The sequence below is a fragment of the Psychromonas arctica genome, from assembly GCF_036697365.1.
In the GTDB taxonomy this organism is placed as follows: domain Bacteria; phylum Pseudomonadota; class Gammaproteobacteria; order Enterobacterales; family Psychromonadaceae; genus Psychromonas; species Psychromonas arctica_A.
In genome coordinates this window covers 180,797-198,465 of sequence record NZ_JBAHZA010000004.1, presented here as the reverse complement: position 1 = coordinate 198,465, position 17,669 = coordinate 180,797, and the positions used below count along the sequence as shown (strand labels likewise).

The 17,669-nt window shown below is 36.9% G+C and carries 16 protein-coding genes; 13 read left to right on the top strand and 3 right to left on the bottom strand.

Translation table 11 applies throughout. The annotated features are described in order from the left end of the window. The first annotated feature begins 53 nt into the window (after positions 1 to 53). The gene (locus tag V5290_RS06350; RefSeq protein WP_333382975.1) at positions 54 to 944 is read left to right on the top strand and encodes a hypothetical protein; all 891 of its coding nucleotides are present in this window, start codon (positions 54 to 56) and stop codon (positions 942 to 944) included. Here the strand turns inward: V5290_RS06350 and waaA are convergent, their stop codons facing one another. After that, positions 945 to 2,240 carry a lipid IV(A) 3-deoxy-D-manno-octulosonic acid transferase gene (gene waaA / locus V5290_RS06345; RefSeq protein WP_333382974.1) on the bottom strand — a complete coding sequence of 432 codons (1,296 nt, stop codon included), beginning with the start codon at positions 2,238 to 2,240 and terminating at the stop codon, positions 945 to 947. It abuts the gene before it with no gap. 83 nt (positions 2,241 to 2,323) lie between these two features. Between waaA and V5290_RS06340 the strand changes: the two genes are divergently transcribed. The 6 genes from V5290_RS06340 to tkt all read left to right on the top strand — a co-directional run bounded on the left by V5290_RS06340 (position 2,324) and on the right by tkt (position 9,123). Continuing rightward, positions 2,324 to 3,373 (top strand): UDP-N-acetylglucosamine 2-epimerase, encoded by a 1,050-nt coding sequence (locus V5290_RS06340; protein ID WP_333382972.1) that lies wholly within the window; start codon positions 2,324 to 2,326, stop codon positions 3,371 to 3,373. Positions 3,374 to 3,616: 243 nt separating this feature from the next. Further along, positions 3,617 to 4,708 (top strand): glycosyltransferase, encoded by a 1,092-nt coding sequence (locus tag V5290_RS06335; RefSeq protein WP_333382970.1) that lies wholly within the window; start codon positions 3,617 to 3,619, stop codon positions 4,706 to 4,708. A 158-nt stretch (positions 4,709 to 4,866) separates the two neighbouring features. Next, complete coding sequence (locus V5290_RS06330; RefSeq protein ID WP_333382968.1) at positions 4,867 to 6,060, top strand: glycosyltransferase; 1,194 nt, start codon at positions 4,867 to 4,869, stop codon at positions 6,058 to 6,060. Positions 6,061 to 6,181: 121 nt separating this feature from the next. Then, complete coding sequence (glpE, locus tag V5290_RS06325) at positions 6,182 to 6,493, top strand: thiosulfate sulfurtransferase GlpE (RefSeq protein ID WP_333382966.1); 312 nt, start codon at positions 6,182 to 6,184, stop codon at positions 6,491 to 6,493. Between the two features lie 59 nt (positions 6,494 to 6,552). Further along, positions 6,553 to 6,903, top strand: coding sequence for a DUF6572 domain-containing protein (locus V5290_RS06320; RefSeq protein WP_333382964.1), 351 nt, complete (start codon positions 6,553 to 6,555; stop codon positions 6,901 to 6,903). A 231-nt stretch (positions 6,904 to 7,134) separates the two neighbouring features. Next, on the top strand, positions 7,135 to 9,123 hold the full coding sequence (tkt, locus tag V5290_RS06315; RefSeq protein ID WP_333382962.1) for a transketolase: 1,989 nt from the start codon (positions 7,135 to 7,137) through the stop codon (positions 9,121 to 9,123). A gap of 75 nt (positions 9,124 to 9,198) precedes the next feature. Here tkt and V5290_RS06310 read toward each other — a convergent pair whose 3' ends face one another. Together V5290_RS06310 and tal are read right to left on the bottom strand one after the other, a co-directional pair. Then, the gene (locus V5290_RS06310) at positions 9,199 to 10,041 is read right to left on the bottom strand and encodes a capsular polysaccharide synthesis protein (RefSeq protein WP_333382960.1); all 843 of its coding nucleotides are present in this window, start codon (positions 10,039 to 10,041) and stop codon (positions 9,199 to 9,201) included. Between the two features lie 277 nt (positions 10,042 to 10,318). Further along, on the bottom strand, positions 10,319 to 11,278 hold the full coding sequence (gene tal, locus V5290_RS06305) for a transaldolase (protein WP_333382958.1): 960 nt from the start codon (positions 11,276 to 11,278) through the stop codon (positions 10,319 to 10,321). Positions 11,279 to 11,536: 258 nt separating this feature from the next. Here tal and rbsD point away from each other — a divergent pair, with 258 nt between their 5' ends. The 6 genes from rbsD (at position 11,537) to V5290_RS06275 (ending at position 17,457) form a co-directional block, all read left to right on the top strand. Further along, entirely contained in the window at positions 11,537 to 11,941 is a 405-nt protein-coding gene (gene rbsD, locus V5290_RS06300) for a D-ribose pyranase (RefSeq protein ID WP_333382956.1), read from the top strand. Positions 11,942 to 11,962: 21 nt separating this feature from the next. Next, positions 11,963 to 13,468 (top strand): ribose ABC transporter ATP-binding protein RbsA, encoded by a 1,506-nt coding sequence (gene rbsA, locus V5290_RS06295; RefSeq protein ID WP_333383151.1) that lies wholly within the window; start codon positions 11,963 to 11,965, stop codon positions 13,466 to 13,468. Next, positions 13,465 to 14,448, top strand: a complete 984-nt coding sequence (rbsC, locus tag V5290_RS06290; protein WP_333382954.1) for a ribose ABC transporter permease — start codon at positions 13,465 to 13,467, stop codon at positions 14,446 to 14,448. The genes rbsA and rbsC overlap by 4 nt, the downstream gene beginning before the upstream one ends. A 36-nt stretch (positions 14,449 to 14,484) precedes the next feature. Beyond that, positions 14,485 to 15,363, top strand: a complete 879-nt coding sequence (gene rbsB, locus V5290_RS06285) for a ribose ABC transporter substrate-binding protein RbsB (protein ID WP_333382952.1) — start codon at positions 14,485 to 14,487, stop codon at positions 15,361 to 15,363. 144 nt (positions 15,364 to 15,507) lie between these two features. Further along, on the top strand, positions 15,508 to 16,428 hold the full coding sequence (rbsK, locus tag V5290_RS06280) for a ribokinase (RefSeq protein WP_333382950.1): 921 nt from the start codon (positions 15,508 to 15,510) through the stop codon (positions 16,426 to 16,428). A 24-nt stretch (positions 16,429 to 16,452) separates the two neighbouring features. Continuing rightward, positions 16,453 to 17,457, top strand: a complete 1,005-nt coding sequence (locus tag V5290_RS06275) for a substrate-binding domain-containing protein (protein WP_333382948.1) — start codon at positions 16,453 to 16,455, stop codon at positions 17,455 to 17,457. Positions 17,458 to 17,669 lie beyond the last annotated feature (212 nt).

The window sequence follows — 17,669 nt, the reverse complement described above, 5'->3', positions numbered from 1 at the left end:
CATAGGGTATTAATACCCATAATTTTATTAATAATTATTTATCGGGATAGTCGATGTTGAAAAGTACAACAACAAAATGGAAAATACATATAGGAGCGCATAAAACGGCAATTACTGATATTCAAAATATTGCTGAAACAAAAAGAGAAGCGCTTCATTCTCAAGGAATTGACTACCTCTCCCGTTCTGATCTTCGAAAGTGTAAAGCACTTGCTAAACCAGGTAGCTTAAATTGGAGGCATAAACTTAATGGGAAATTCTTAAAAAGTGCCTTTTATAGCCGTATTAAACCTCTCCGAAGAGGTTGCGATACCGTTGTGATTTCAGAAGATAATTTTTTAGGTTGGTCAACAGGGCTACTTGGTTCTGATTTTTATTCACCAACTTCTGAATATTTAAATATAATTTCTGCTTTAAGTGAGGAAACTGAAGTTTCTGTTTTTCTTTCAATAAGACCACAAGTTGAGATAATTCCATCTGCATACATTGAAGTTATTCGTTCTCAAGCATTACAAGGCGGATTTGAAGGGGTGAAAAAAGAGATAATTGAAAATCCTCCTAGCTGGTTAAGTTTGGTTAGGGTTCTGAAATCTAACCTTCCTAATGTTAAAATATCAGTATGGACGATGAAAGATTATTTACAGAATAAAAATGCAGTATTATCACATTTTTTTGGCATTGATTTTCCTGATTTTGAAGATATTAAAGCACCTATTAATACCAAGTCACTCTCGGCTGAAGCCATTAGCAAAATAGAGTTAATTAATACTGATGTGCCAGCTAAAAAATATAAAAGGCAAGTCTCTGATATCATTAAAAATAATCAAGGTGATACAAAGTTTTCACCCTTTAATGATAGTGAGCGAATGATGCTCGCTAAGCAATATTACCTAGATATTCAAGGGATTAAAAAGGAGTTTCCTGGAGTCTTATTTGAAATTTAATTAATCATTTAACTTGTTATTTTGAATAAGATTGCTCATCGCTTTACTTGTTTTAAGTAGAGCGCCTTGATTCTTTTCAACAAATGCTAATGCTTGTTCCCCTTGCTCATTTTGTACCTGTACATTTGCGAATAAATACTTTACTGCATTAGCAATTTCTCTGGAATCATGGCAAACAGTACAGGCGCCTAATGCTATTAATTGCTCTGTGATCTCTTTAAAATTAAAATAACTTGGGCCATTTAAAATAGGCTTTTTAAGTGCAGCCGCTTCAAGTAGGTTATGTCCGCCGACCTTATCACCAATTAAGCTACCAGCAATGAAACAAACATCTGCTGAACCCAGCAATATCATCATCTCACCCATAGTATCGCCAAGATAAACTTGAGTTTGTTCTGTTATGTTGTGTTGGCTGCTTCTTGATATGACCGATAACTTATTTTTGGTAATGAGTTCTTGTACTGAGCTAAAGCGTTCTGGGTGACGCGGCACGATAATTAATAATGCCTCTGGTATGCTCGTTAATACTTGTTGATGAGCTGCAATAATCTGTTCATCTTCGCCTTTATGTGTGCTTGCCGCAATCCATACAGGTCGAGTATTGCCCAAAGCTGTTCTTAACTTCTTCGCTTCGTCTAATTGTGTTGGTGTCACTTTGATATCGAATTTAATAGAGCCTGTCACTTGAGTTTGCTGCGCAGAAAGACCAAGCTTAATAAAGCGTTTTGCGTCTTGTTGAGTTTGCGCTAAGACAAAATCAATATTTCTCAGTAATAGATTAAAGATGAAAGGAAATTTTTTATAACGTGCTGCAGATCTTTCTGATAATCGAGCATTAATAACCGTCACAGGGATATTCTTACGTTGGCAACAATACAGTGTATTAGGCCAAAGCTCGGTTTCCATTATAAATAATGCTCTAGGTTGCATACGCTTGATAAAGCTTTTAACAGCAAAAGTGAAATCTAAGGGCATATAACGGTGCTCAACCAAATTTCTTAACTTTTCAACTTCATTAGCACCGGTGCTGGTGGTGGTAGTCAGAATTATATTAAGAGAAGGAGTTTGTTGCTTAAGTGCTTTAATCAAAGGAGTAATAGCAACGACTTCACCTACAGAAACAGCATGAACCCAAATTGGGTTCTCAAATGGTTTTTGAATAGCTGGCGTTAATCCAAAATGCTCTTTCCAACGTTTTCCAAATTTAGGTTTGTTAGGCTTTGGTTTGTATAGACCAATTAGAAAAACTGGTGCAATCAATATTAATAAAAGACGGTAAGTTAAACGTAAAAGCATATTATCAATTATTCGCTGTTTGCTAAAAAGATGTAGTGTACACTACTCTTCTTTGTTTTTAGTTCAAATTGTAGGGTAAATCAATGCATGCATCACTATCAAATATAGAAAGAAAGTCGTTAAAATTTCTTCTTTATGTTGAGCAAAATTACTCTTTCGATATCCTTCGTCCAATACAAAAAGAAGCTCTTAATCAAGGTTATCAAGTCAAATGGTTAGTCGTTGGGAAAGAAGCATCTGCTCAATATCTGCAAGATAATGAGTCTCTGCTAATCTCAATCGATGAGGCTATTGCTTATAAACCTGATGCTGTTTTTGTTCCTGGAAATCATGTTCCAGGTTTTATACCAGGAATTAAAGTACAAGTTTTTCATGGATTAAATCAAAGTAAGCGAGGTAACACTTATCCTGAGAGAGGACTCTTTGATCTTTATTGTACTGAAGGACCGCAGCGTACAGGCATGTTGAAGGATGCGATTAAAAATAAAACTCATTGCAAAGTAGTTGAAACAGGTTGGGTTAAGTTAGACGCTTTATTTCAGTATCAGCCTCAAAGTACTTTTTCTCGCCCTCAAATTTTGTTCTCATCAACTTTTTCTACTTCATTATCCTGTGCTGAGCTTGTTTATGAAGAAATTAAGAGATTAAGTCAGGATAGTCAGTGGCAATGGTTAGTCACTTTACATCCTAAAATGGCAAAGCAAACAGTAGAAAAGTACAAGGCTTTACAGGGGGACAACTTAGTCTTTTTTGGTAATGATCAGGTTATTGAAGCATTGCATCGAGCTGATTTAATAATTTGCGATAATTCATCTATTTTTCAAGAGTTCCTATTATTGAATAAGCCTGTTGTGACTGTTAACAATCGAGCACCTTTAAATTGTTTCATTAACATAACAGAAGCTGCCGAATTAAAAGGAGCTATTCAACAAGCTTTATCGCCATCTAATACCTTAAAAGAGCACATTAAAGCTTATGGACCAGCGATAACGCCTTACTTAGATGGTCAATCCTCTGGAAGAATTTTATCTGCAGTTGATGAAATGATTGAAGGTGGTTGGCAAGACACAAAACCGCGTAATTTTATCCAAAATATTAAAATGCGTAAAAAGCTAAAATATTGGAAATATTAAATAAATCGATGATTGTTGTGGGAGACTCCTACTTATCTGATTTGATTGGTTTTAAGGGATAAGATACTCTACACATCATATATTTATTTTTTATAGTTTTTGATAATTAATCATTAAAGCAGAAAAATAGGCAACTATTTTTCTTAGATTAATCAATAATCTTTTACTCGTATTCTTTTTAGGTTGATAAGTCCCTTTAAGAGTCGGTCTTCATTTTATCAATTTTTTGGATTTAAAACTAACATGATCAATGTTTTAGCTGTGACACACCATGCCCGTGAAAATATTAACCCTATACGTCCTGAAGCATCTCAAATAATAGGGTTACATAAAACAGGGAAAGTACGAGTCACTGCATTGTGTAATCCAAACTCCCCACTTATCGCGTTGTTTGAGTCACATGGGATAGAAGTGTTCACTGATAAGTTAAATAAGAAATTTTCATTAACTTCTATTAAAAAAATCAAACAGCTGATTAAAGATCGCGATATTAAAATTCTTCATCTCTTTAATAATATTGCTTGCTGTAATGGTGCGATGGCAGCTATCGGTACGGATGTGAAAGCAATTGCTTACAGAGGGCAGACTGGCAATATGAGTCGGATAGATCCTTTAAGTTACTTAACATTGCTTCATCCTCGCTTAGACAAAATTATTTGTGTTGCAAAGGCTGTTGAGCTAGAGCTTAAAACTCATCTTGGCCGACATAAAGATAAAGCCGTAACTGTCTACAAAGGTCACGATAGCAGCTGGTACCAAAACCCTAAAGCTGATTTATCAGATTTAAAATTAGCAGACGGTAGCTTTGTAATTTCATTAGTTGCTAATTTAAGACCCCGTAAAGGATTACCTGTTTTGATGGAAGCATTATCTCTATTGCCGAAGGATACAAATCTAGATGTTTTATTAGTAGGGGCAGATCCTTCATCGCCACAAATACAAGCTTTGATTGAGTCAAGCGGACGTGTTGGTCGTGTTCATGCTCTAGGTTATCGAACTGATGCCCCTGAAGTTGCTGCTGCTTCTGATTTAACGGTTTTGCCAACAACCAAACGAGAAGGCTTATGTCGTGCTGTGTTAGAAGCTAACTCCTATGGTATCCCAGCTATCGTTTCTGATACCGGCGGTAATGCAGAATTAGTGAAAGATGGTCACTCAGGTATTGTTGTGCCGCCATCTAAACCTCAAGAGTTAGCTGATGCAATTATGAAGTTATATAATGACAGAGAATTATGTGCGCTTTACGGTAAAAATGCTAAAGAAAGAGCTGTCAATAAATTTAATGTCGAACAAGGAGTGCAGGCGACACTTTATGTTTATTTATCGCTGGTTTAATGAGCATTTTAAAGCCGCCTCTAAAAATCAAAAAAAATTATTGTTAATTTATGTAACATATTAATTTTTATAAACTAAACTAGAGCTTTAAAGTCGTAAAACTGTACATATTTGATGTTATTTAAATAATAACTTTAAATATGATTCTAGGTATAAAAATGAAAAAAGTATTATTTGTTGTCCATAATTTAAAGTTTGGTGGTATCCAGAAGATAACTGTCGAATTGGCTAGGGCATACGCCTCATTAGGTAATGAGGTTCATATTGTCTGTCTAGAAAAAGGACAATCAATTAAACTAGATTTTGAATGTCAATTACATACTTTAGATATGAAGTCATTTTTAAAAAGAAACCCTTTATTAGCGTTGTATTATGTAAGTTATAAATTGCTTTTTAGACACATTGTCCCTTCATGTGAGTTATTTCTTTCTAAGCCAATATTCAAGCCTCTACTATTAAATCTATTAAAAACTTTAGAGTCAGAAAAAAAGTTTGATGCTATTTTTATTAGAGGGTTACGTTCAATTAAGCGTACTTGGTGGCTTGACCGTGATGATATAGTTAATAGCCTTCATTTGCCTTATCAGTTTAAAACCCATAATAATTTTTTAATGAAAGATTACTGCCTTAGAACCAATCGTTGCCTTTTCCAAGATAAACTTTATTTTGCTGTCTCGGAACATATCACATCGCCTGTTGTTAATATGCTTGCTGAAAATAGTATACAACCTAAAAAATTTGAGGCGATACATAACCCTTGTGATATCGAACGAGTCAAACTATTAAGCAAAGAAAATGTAGACGTTTATTCTGGGAAATATATCTTAGGTATAGGACGTTTGACCAAACAAAAAAGATTTGATCTATTGATAAAAGCTTACCATGAAGCAAATGTTAAAGATTATAAATTAGTAATATTAGGAGAAGGAAACCAAAGGTGTGAACTTGAAAAACTCATTGCTGAATTAGGGTTGGGAGATTCAGTTATTATGCCTGGTTTTGTGTGTAATCCTTACCCTTGGTATAAAGCCGCTTCATTATTTGTTTTAAGCTCTGATTGTGAAGGCTTTGGTAATGTGATTGTTGAGGCTCTTGCGTGTGGAGTCCCTGTGATTAGCACAGACTGTGGTCCGGTTCATGAAATTTTAACTGCAGAGCTTAGCCAAGGTCTAACTCCAACTGGAGATTATTTATTATTATCAGAAAAAATAAATCAATACTTAATCTCGCCGGTCATTCCCAATCAAGAAAGTATTGAGCGATTTTCATTTGAAACAATTATTTCACGACAATTGGGGTTAATTGATAAAGGCGAGAAAAAACTCCAAAACCGTGAATCTATTGCTTCATAGAACATAAATTTAAGCTCTTAGATATGATTTATAGTTAAATAGAAAAGTAGTTGATTTTAGTGCATTATATTTAAAATAAATACGTTAACTTACATATCTTGATTTAATAAAGGAATAAAAAATGTCCACATATAAGCTAATAGAAATAGCTGAAACCAAACAACGTTTAGAAAATGAACAAGCTATTCTTGTGGATACGCGTGATGCACAGTCTTATGCAGCTGATCATGCAGAAGGTGCTTTTAATTTAAATAATGAAACACTCAAAGAGTTTTTTGAAAAAGTGCAGTTTAATACACCTGTATTTGTTGTTTGTTACCATGGTAATAGTAGTAAAGGTGTTGCTCAATATTTAGCTGATCAAGGTTATAAAGATACTTATAGTGTTGAAGGTGGAATGGCTATGTGGCGTGAATTATACCCAATGACTTAAGCTGTAAATTTATGCATAAAGTTAATTAGATAAAAATAGTTAGGAATTTAGGAATAGTAATGAGCGTAGTTGAAACAGACAGTATTGATGCTATTGGCATGGAAAAGGAAGCGAAACGTGTATTTTTAAGTATTATTGATCCGTTAGTTTGGGATCATGATGATGTACATCTTTTTACTCTACAAGAAAAAATTAATACTTATTTGTACTTCATTGAGTCTGGAGAGTTATTAAAGGCACTGCCTGATGCTAAAGGATTTGATATTGCGATTGAGTTGATTCTTAAACATATGCCAACAGATCAAGCGATTACCTTTTTTGATAAAACCACACAAATATTATTAGATCAGGGAATTATCTTTGTTTTTGGTCCGAATAAAAATACTGGATATGCGGAGCAACAAAGCTAACTTAACAGTCTTTATTAAGGGTATTTAGTTTACCCTTAATTATTTTATTTCATATTATTGAGCTTCATTTTTGCATTTTCTATGCGATTCCCCAGTTAAACTTTATTTTCTCCAATTATGTGATCAATTTGTAAATTATCGTTTGCCCCCGTACCACGTATTTGTGATAATCCGCACCAGATATATCCGCACATATTCTTTATTAAATCTAAATGTAATCAGGAGAAACAGATGCCTTCTCGTCAAGAGTTAGCTAATGCCATTCGTGCTCTTAGTATGGATGCAGTTCAACAAGCCAATTCAGGTCACCCTGGCGCACCAATGGGGATGGCAGATATTGCACAAGTGCTATGGACTGACTTTCTTAAGCACAACCCAACTAATCCAGATTGGGCTGACCGCGACCGCTTTATTCTATCTAACGGTCATGGCTCAATGCTTATCTATTCTCTATTGCATCTAACTGGTTATGACCTGTCAATCGAAGACCTTAAAAACTTCCGTCAATTGCATTCAAAAACACCGGGTCATCCAGAGTATGGTTATGCGCCGGGTATTGAAACAACCACGGGTCCACTAGGCCAAGGTATCACTAACGCTATTGGTATGGCGATTGCTGAAAAATCTTTAGCTGCGCAATTCAATAAAGAAGGGCACGATATCGTTAACCACAACACTTACGCTTTCTTAGGTGATGGTTGTTTAATGGAAGGTATCTCGCATGAAGCTTGCTCATTAGCCGGCACATTAGGTCTAGGCAAACTGATTGCATTCTGGGATGACAACGGTATCTCTATCGATGGTGAAGTAGAAGGTTGGTTCACTGACGATACACCTAAACGTTTTGAATCTTACGGATGGCAAGTACTGTCAGTAGACGGTCATAATGCAGAAGAAATCAAAGCGGCGATTATTTCAGCGAAAGCAGAAACCACTAAACCAACGATTATCTGTTGTAAAACTATCATTGGTTTCGGCTCACCAGCTAAGCAAGGCACACACGATTGTCACGGTGCGCCATTAGGTCACGATGAAATCGCAGCAACTCGCAAAGCCTTAGGTTGGGAGTACGGTCCATTTGAAATCCCAGCTGACGTTTACGCAGGTTGGGATAACAAAACACAAGGCCAAGCGGCAGAGCAATCTTGGGATGAAAAGTTCGCAGCCTACGCAGCGGCTTACCCAGAGCTAGCAGCAGAATACAAACGTCGTGTTAATAATGAACTACCTGCTGAGTGGGAAGCGAAATCTTCTGCTTACATTGCTGATTTACAAGCAAACCAAGCGAATATTGCAACACGTAAAGCCTCACAAAACTGTATCGAAGCTTACGGTGCAATGTTGCCTGAGCTACTAGGTGGCTCTGCGGATTTAGCGCCATCTAACCTAACCATGTGGTCTGGTACTAAAGCGATTACGGCTGATGATGCATCAGGTAACTACTTACACTACGGTGTTCGTGAGTTTGCAATGGCGGCTATCATTAACGGTATCGCATTACACAAAGGCTTTGTACCTTACGGTGCAACTTTCTTAATGTTCATGGAATACGCGCGTAATGCATTACGTATGTCTGCATTAATGAAGCAACGTGCAATTCAAGTGTTTACACATGATTCAATTGGTCTAGGTGAAGATGGTCCAACACACCAACCTGTAGAGCAAATTGCCAGCTTACGTTTAACACCTAACATGAATACATGGCGTCCATGTGACAGCGTTGAATCTGCTGTTGCTTGGAAATTTGCTATTGAATCGGTTGATGCACCAACGTCATTGATTTTCAGTCGTCAAAACCTAAAACCACAAGCGCGTGATGCACAGCAATTAGCTGACGTTGCTAAAGGTGGTTACGTATTATTGGACTCTGAAGCAGCTGCTGAGATTATCTTAATCGCAACCGGCTCAGAAGTTGAATTAGCGATGCAAGCGGCTGCTGAACTAACAACACAAGGCAAAGCGGTACGTGTGGTATCGATTCCTTGTACAGAGCAATTTGAGCTGCAATCAGCAGAATACAAAGAGTTAGTATTACCGGCGGCAGTGACTAAACGTGTTGCTATTGAAGCGGGTATTGCAGATTACTGGTACAAGTACGTTGGCTTAAACGGCAAAGTGATTGGTATGACAACCTTTGGTGAGTCTGCGCCAGCGGATCAACTGTTTGAAATGTTTGGTTTCACTGTTAAGAACGTTGTAGAAACAGCTAACGCTTTATAATCAACTTTTACGATTTATAAGCTTTAAAATGAGCCCCAATCATATATTTATGATTGGGGCTCATTTATTTTTCTATTACTCACACTCTTCTAAAATATGATAAAGCAATGTATGCGGTGCATAGTTATCATGATCATATTTCCAGGTTAACTTATATAACGGCGCGTCAGCTTGCTTTAGCTTTTGTTTAATTGGAGTTGTAGGCAGTGAAAATAATCCTGCTCTTTGTACTAGATGCGGGCCATCTGCGCTAACCTTTAAGGTGTTATCCCAAATTTCTGTTGATGCTTTATCAACGGATATTAATCTTTGAAACTGGTAGTGAAATATAAAATAAGGAGTGATACCTAATCCTTTTCTCACTAAAGGGTTAAACCAGTGTCTTGTATTTTTAATGTTGTTATTGAATAGCCTTGAAAACAAAGTTGTCATTTTTATTTGTAGTTCAGTAGGTTTATCAAAGTCGTTTTTAATCCAATATTGTTCCATTAGTTCATAAAGTTTAATGGTGATAGGGTTACCTACTTGAGAAGCAAAGAACCAACTAGCAATAAGTCTATCTTTGCCTGGGCGCTCAAAAGCAAAAAATCCAGATTGGCTGTATTTGTCTATCCATTGGTCTAACGGTTTATTACAAAAAGTAGTACTGTCAGCCCAAACACCACCATATTCATGTAGTAATTTTAAGCGTAGAAGGTCTGACCGGTGAGCAGGTGATAGCTTAGATAATACTTTTTCAGGTGTTTCTAATGTTACATAATCATGCTGGTTATGCTTATCTAGTACAATTACTTCCCAAGTTGGGTTTTTTTCAATCCAAGATTTTATGCACTTTTTTACAAGGTAGGGGGCATTCTCAATGCCTTGATACCAGAGTAACCAAATTTTTCTAGGTATTAGTTTTTTCTGTTCTGTCAAAGGTATACCTTTAGAAAACGTATTTCATTTATATCTAGTACGCTGGTCATTGTTGCAGAAGTATAAGCGTTTTTGATTCAGTCATAAAATAAGCGTATTGAGACTTAGGGTTAATTAAAGGCGAGTATTATTGATTTTCTTAGTGCTTGTAGCAAGTTTTGTATGGTAAATAATGAGAATATGACACTAAATTACTTCTTGCTAGTTAGCATATCAAAAAAGAGAGCTGATTTATCAAGCCCTCTTATAAAGCTTACAGAAAAGTTAGAAATGTTAATTAAGCTGTTAACAGGTTTAATAACTGTTGATCTAACTTTATTTGATCTAAAGTGAAATTACGGATCCCTTCTGCCAGTTTTTCTGTTGCCATTGCATCTTCATTTAATGACCATCGAAATTCACTTTCAGTTAAAGGTGAAATCTGTTGTTTAGGTGTGTTTGGATCTTTTAATTTTTGTACGATTGGCGCATTACTATTTTGTAACTCAGCCATTAAATCAGGGCTAATAGTCAGCCGATCGCAACCAGCTAGGGCTAACACCTCTTCTACACTTCTGAAACTAGCCCCCATTACAACGGTTTTATAACCTTGCTGTTTGTAGTAGTTATAGATGTTAGTAACCGAAATAACACCTGGATCTTGATCCGCTGGGTAGGATTTTTTTCCTGTCTCTTTTTTGTACCAATCTAAAATACGGCCCACAAAAGGAGAAATAAGGTATACATTGGCTTCTGCGCAGGCTTGTGCTTGAGCAAAGCTAAATAACAAGGTTAAGTTACAATTAATTCCTTCTTTCTCAAGTGTTTCTGCTGCTTCAATCCCTTCCCATGTAGCAGCCAATTTAATAAGAATACGGTCGTTTGTAATACCAGCTTGATTGTACAAAGTGATTAACTTACGCGCTTTGATAATCGAACCTTGCGTATCAAAGGAAAGACGGGAATCAACCTCTGTAGAAATGCGTCCAGGAATGGTTTTAAGTATTTCTAATCCAACCAACACCGAAAGCTTATCACTGGCATCGATCACTTGTTGCTGTGCGTCTTGTGATTGTTGTTTGGCCCACTCTGTTGCTTGCGTCAATAGCTCTTTATATTGAGGTAAAGAAGCCGCTTTTAATAATAGAGAAGGGTTCGTGGTTGCATCTTGAGGCTGGTATTTTGCAATTGCTTGCACATCGCCAGTGTCTGCCACCACGGTAGACATTTGTTTTAATTGTATTAATTGGTTGCTCATAAATATTTCCATCATGATTGTTATATTTTATTAGTAACAAGCCTGAGGTGCTTAAGCAAGTAAGATTTTAGATAAATATTGTGGTTTAACAGTTTTAAAATATTTTACGTGAACTTGCTCTCTTTTTATCAATATTAGGAGTGCATTTTTTTTAATAATGTTTAGATTTCTACTCATCGAAACGATTGCGCAATCGTTTTTTTAGTGTTTTTATCGAAAATATCTATTTACAGAGTGGCTAATAAAAAAGGATGGAAAATGAAAAAATCTGCATTATTGAATGCCAAGCTATCTCATTGTATTGCTTCATTAGGACATTTTGACGAGATCACTATTTGCGATGCGGGCTTACCTATCCCTATTCAAGTTGAGCGTATTGATCTTGCTTTAACACATGGTGTACCGAGCCTCTTAGAAACGATTGAAGTGGTATTGAGTGAGATGCAAATTACTGGGGCGATAATCGCTGAAGAGATGAAAATGATTAGTCCTGAGTTACATGATGCGTTATTAGCGGCTATTAAGAAATATCAAGCCATCGATATAACTTATGTTAGCCATGATACTTTCAAAGTAAAAACGATAGATAGCAAAGCGATTGTCCGTACCGGAGAATGTACACCATACGCTAATGTGATTTTTCAATCTGGTGTAGTTTTTTAAATTGATGATGCGAGAAATATGATGAGAGAGCCGATATTACAACTCACTGAAATCCATAAATCATTCCCTGGTGTGAAAGCGCTAGATGGGGCGTCTTTAAATGTATACCCAGGACAAGTAATGGCTTTGTTAGGGGAGAATGGTGCTGGAAAATCAACGTTAATGAAGGTGATTACTGGTATCTATACATTAGATGCTGGTGAGGTTTGGTATGAAAATATCAGTGTTAGTTTTAAAGGTCCAAGAGACTCACAACAAGCGGGCATCAGTATTATTCATCAAGAGTTGAATTTATTACCGGCTTTAACAATTGCGGAAAATATTTTTTTAGGGCGTGAAATGACCAATCGCTTTGGTGCGATTAATTGGTCTGCCATGTATCAAAAAGCCGATCAATTATTAGCGCGTCTAAAAGTAAAGCATAAGTCTTCAACTATTCTCGGTGAGTTGAGTTTAGGTGAGCAGCAAATGGTAGAGATAGCTAAAGCACTCTCCTTTGAGTCGAAAGTGATCATTATGGACGAGCCTACAGATGCATTAACAGATAGTGAAGTGGACGCGTTATTCACTGTGATTAATGAGTTACGCGATGAAGGCTATGGGATTGTTTATATCTCACACCGTTTAAAAGAGATTTTTGAAGTGTGTGATGACATAACTATTTTACGCGATGGTAAATTTATTGCTGAAAAGCCGGTTGCCCAAATAGATGAAGACAAATTAATTGAGCTGATGGTAGGGCGCCGTTTAGATGAACAATATCCACGTATTCCTTGTGTACATCAGAGTAACTGCTTAACCATTAAAAGTCTCTCTGGAGAGGCTATAAATAACGTAAGTTTTACGTTAAAGCATGGTGAGATTTTAGGGATATCTGGGTTAATGGGGGCCGGCCGAACGGAACTGATGAAAGTGATTTATGGTGCATTACCACGCCATACTGGAGATATCATATTAGAAGGTGAGGTCATTAACCCTTGTTCTACATTGCAAGGGCTACAGCATGGTATTGCTTATATTTCAGAAGACAGAAAAGGTGATGGTTTAGTACTTGGTTTATCTGTGAAGGACAATATGTCGTTGTGCACACTTAAAAGCCTTTCTAGTGGGTGGCAGTTAAAACATCAAGAAGAGCGCTCAGCTGTTAATGACTTTATCGGCCTTTTTAACATTAAAACCCCTTCAATGGATCAAGTTATTGGCAATTTATCCGGTGGTAATCAACAGAAAGTTGCCATCGCTAAGGGATTGATGACAAAGCCTAAAGTACTGATCTTAGATGAGCCAACACGTGGCGTAGATGTAGGTGCAAAGAAAGAGATCTATCAACTCATTAACAAATTCAAAGCCGAAGGCATGAGTATTATTTTGGTGTCGTCGGAAATGCCTGAAGTATTAGGAATGAGTGATCGTATTTTGGTAATGCATCAAGGCCAAATTAGTGGTGAGTTTAGTGCACAAGAAGCAGATCAAGAAAAACTAATGGCTTGTGCTGTTGGTAAAAATCACAATGAGGTAGCAGCATGAGTTCAAACATTACAGCCCCACAAGTTAATCAGTCTAAAAGGCATATTTTTACTAAAGCTTGGTTTATTGAGCAAAAATCATTAATTGCTTTGATTGCCTTGATCGCAGTGGTATCTGTGCTTAATGAGTACTTTTTTACGCTTGATAACCTACTCAATATTTTGCGACAAACTTCAGTGATTGCGATTCTTGCTGCTGGTATGACATTAGTCATTTTAACTGCTGGTATTGACTTAAGCGTAGGTTCAATACTCGCATTATGTGGTGCTTTTGCTGCCAGTATGATTAGTTTAGAGATTTCTGTATTTATTGCTATTCCACTCTCTTTATTAGGCGGAGCAATACTAGGCTCAATGACTGGGGTAATTATATCTAAGGGGAAGGTGCAGGCATTTATCGCGACACTAGTGATGATGACATTACTTCGAGGGGTAACCATGGTGTATACCGATGGTCGTCCTATTTCTACGGGCTTTACTGATGTTGCAGATCATTTTGCTTGGTTTGGTACTGGCTACTTATTTGGTATTCCTGTACCAGTGTGGTTAATGATTCTTGTCTTCGCTGGGATTTGGTACTTACTTAATCATACTCGCTTCGGTCGTTATGTTTACGCCTTGGGCGGCAATGAGTCAGCGACTAAATTATCAGGTATCAATGTCGACCGCATCAAAATCGGTGTGTATTCCATTTGTGGTTTACTGTCAGCATTAGCCGGAATCATTATTACTTCGCGGTTATCATCGGCTCAACCGACGGCTGGTATGGGCTATGAACTCGATGCTATTGCTGCCGTGGTCGTTGGCGGAACTAGCCTTGCTGGTGGTCGTGGTTACATTATGGGGACTCTGATAGGGGCATTAATTATTGGAGTGTTAAATAATGCATTAAATCTATTAGATGTGTCTTCATATTTTCAAATGATAGTAAAAGCAGCAGTAATTTTGTTAGCGGTACTAGTAGATAACAAACAAAAGTAAACCCAATATTTTTTAAACCCAAAAAAGGAAAGTCCAATGAAAAAATTAACAACATTAATTTCAGCGGCAGTCATTTCAGCAACATTCAATGCTAGTGCGATGGCGCAAGACACGATTGCAATGGTTGTTTCAACATTGAATAACCCATTCTTTGTTTCAATGAAAGAGGGGGCAGAGAAAAAGGCTGATGCATTAGGTTATAAAATAATTGTACTGGATTCACAAAATGATCCGAGTAAAGAGTTAGCTAATGTTGAAGACCTATTAGTTCGTGGAGTGAAAGCTATTTTAATCAACCCTACGGATTCTGATGCAGTATCAAACGCAGTGCGTTTAGCTAACCGTGCATCAATACCTGTATTCACTTTAGATCGAGCGGCTAACAATGGCGAAGTAGTTAGTCATATCGCGTCAGATAATGTCGCTGGTGGGGAAATGGCAGGTAAGTTTATTCGTGAAAAAATCGGTGAAAATGCGAAGGTGGTTCAGCTAGAAGGTATTGCAGGCACTTCAGCGGCACGTGAACGTGGTGAAGGTTTTATGAAAGCTGTTGAAAGCCAAGGCTTGGATCTATTAGCCAGTCAACCAGCTGACTTTGACCGTACTAAAGGCCTTAACGTCATGGAAAACTTATTATCGTCTCAACCTGAAACACAAGCTGTATTTGCACAAAATGATGAAATGGCACTAGGTGCTTTCCGTGCAGTGCAAGCTTCAGGTAAGAATATATTTATTGTAGGTTTTGATGGAACTGATGATGGTATTGCGGCAGTTAAACGTGGGTTATTAGGGGCAACTATTGCACAGCAGCCTGCTTTGATTGGCGAAATTGGTGTTCAATCAGCTGTTGATACGTTAACCGGTAAAAGCGTCGATAAAAATATTCCCGTACCACTAATGATGGTAGTTAAATAAGCTTAGTGAATAAAACTCGATACTAGTGTTATTTGTACCTATTATAGGCTCTAGTTGTCGGTTTTTATAAGCGCTTATACATTATAAGCGCTTAAATATTCACTATTAATAAGTCTATTTTCAATATTTAATAAAGGTTTATTTATGCGTCAACTTACGGTGCTAGGAAGCGTTAATGCGGATCATGTTGTTAAAGTGGATAATTTTCCTCGACCTGGTGAAACATTACATGGGCATAACTACAGAGTTATTGCTGGTGGTAAAGGGGCAAATCAAGCAGTAGCAGCATCCCGTCTAGGAGCAAATGTTAATTTTATTGCTAGTGTTGGTGATGATAGTTTTGGTATGAGAATTCGTAAAAACTTTGAGCAAGATGGCATCAATGTAGAAGGGGTGATGATAGAAGAAAATACCCCAACTGGTATCGCTATGATTCAAGTATCAGCAAGTGGTGAAAATAGTATTTGTATTTGTGCTGAAGCCAATGCATGTTTAACCCCGCAAAGAGTTACACCTCATCAAAGTAAAATCGAAAATGCAGATATTTTATTACTGCAGTTAGAAGTCCCTATTGAAACCATTGAAAAAGCAGCAGAAATTGCTACTCTATCCGGTACGACCGTAGTACTTAACCCAGCCCCTGCACAAGCATTAACCGATCATCTTCTTGCTTTAGTGAATATCATTACGCCTAATGAGACGGAAGCAGAAATATTAACTGGGATTAAAGTCTTTGATGATCAATCAGCCCAACAAGCTGCCAATGTATTGCATGGTAAAGGCATAGAAACGGTATTAATCACCCTAGGTAGTAAAGGTGTTTGGTTAAGTAAAGGCTCTAGTGGCCAACGAATTGAAGGTTATCGTGTACAGGCCATTGATACTACAGCTGCAGGTGATACGTTTAATGGTGCTTTGTTAGCAGGGTTACTAGAAGATAAGAGCTTAGATAATTCGATTGTTTTTGCCCATGCTGCTGCGGCATTAACTGTAATGGGGGAGGGAGCTCAATCATCCATACCCTATCGGAATGACGTAGAGGCATTTTTAAGTAAACAAAGATAACCAAACTAAGGAATTCATAACATAATGGCCACTATTAAAGATGTAGCAAAGCATGCGCAAGTTTCTACCTCCACAGTTAGCCATGTATTAAATAAAACACGTTATGTTAGCGAAGAGATCACTGAGAAAGTAAAAGCAGCGGTTGAGCTGCTAAATTACACACCTTCAGCACTAGCTAGAAGCTTAAAACTTAAAAATACTCGTACCTTTGGCATGCTGGTTACAACCTCAATTAATCCTTTTTTTGCTGAAGTTGTAAAAGGGGTTGAGCGTCGTTGTTATGAGCAAGGGTATAATTTATTACTGTGTAATACAGAGGGTGATTTCGAACGCTTACGCTTTAATATTGATATGTTATTACAGAAGCGAGTTGATGGCTTATTGCTAATGAGTGATGAATTAGTCAACCAAAATATTGATATATTTGAACGCCATGAGCCTGTACCAACTGTTGTGATGGATAATGGTGACACAGGATTCCCTACCGATAAAATACAAGATAATGCCTATAAAGGTGGTTATATAGCAACTCAATATTTAATTGAAAGTGGTCATACTAAGATAGGCTGTATTCGTGGGCCGATTGATAAGCCAACAGCAAAAAAGCGTTATGCAGGTTTTGAGAAAGCAATGTATGAAGCTAAATTGTCAATTAATCTTGACTGGGTAGAGACTTCTAACTTTGAGTGTGAAGATGCGGCAACTGCTTTTAAAAAGCTTTTTCAAAAAGGCGAGTTACCAACAGCTATTTTTGTTTGTAATGACATGATGGCAATGGGCGTGATTAATGCTGCAAATAGTTTAGGGTTATCTATTCCCGATGATTTATCGATTATTGGTTACGATGACATTAAGATCGCGCGTTATATGACACCTTCGTTGACGACCATTCATCAATCTAAATTTAACTTAGGTCGACAAGCATTTGATACTTTACTAGATAAAATACAAACTAAGCGAGAAAGTGATTTAGAGATTCAATTAGAGCCAACGCTAGTGGAAAGAAATAGCGTGAAAAAACTTTTATAGAGTTTAAATAGCTCTGAGCGTTTAATCTTTGAAGAAAATTAGTTATACCGATTACATTAAACATGCTAATTCTTTAATAGCAGTTTCTTTTGTAAAATTTGCAATCAATGTGTGATCTATTTTAACAAGTAAAATAGATAAGTTATTTGTTGTGATTGTTATAATACTGCTTACTTATTAAAAAAGCCCATTATGTATTCACATAATGGGCT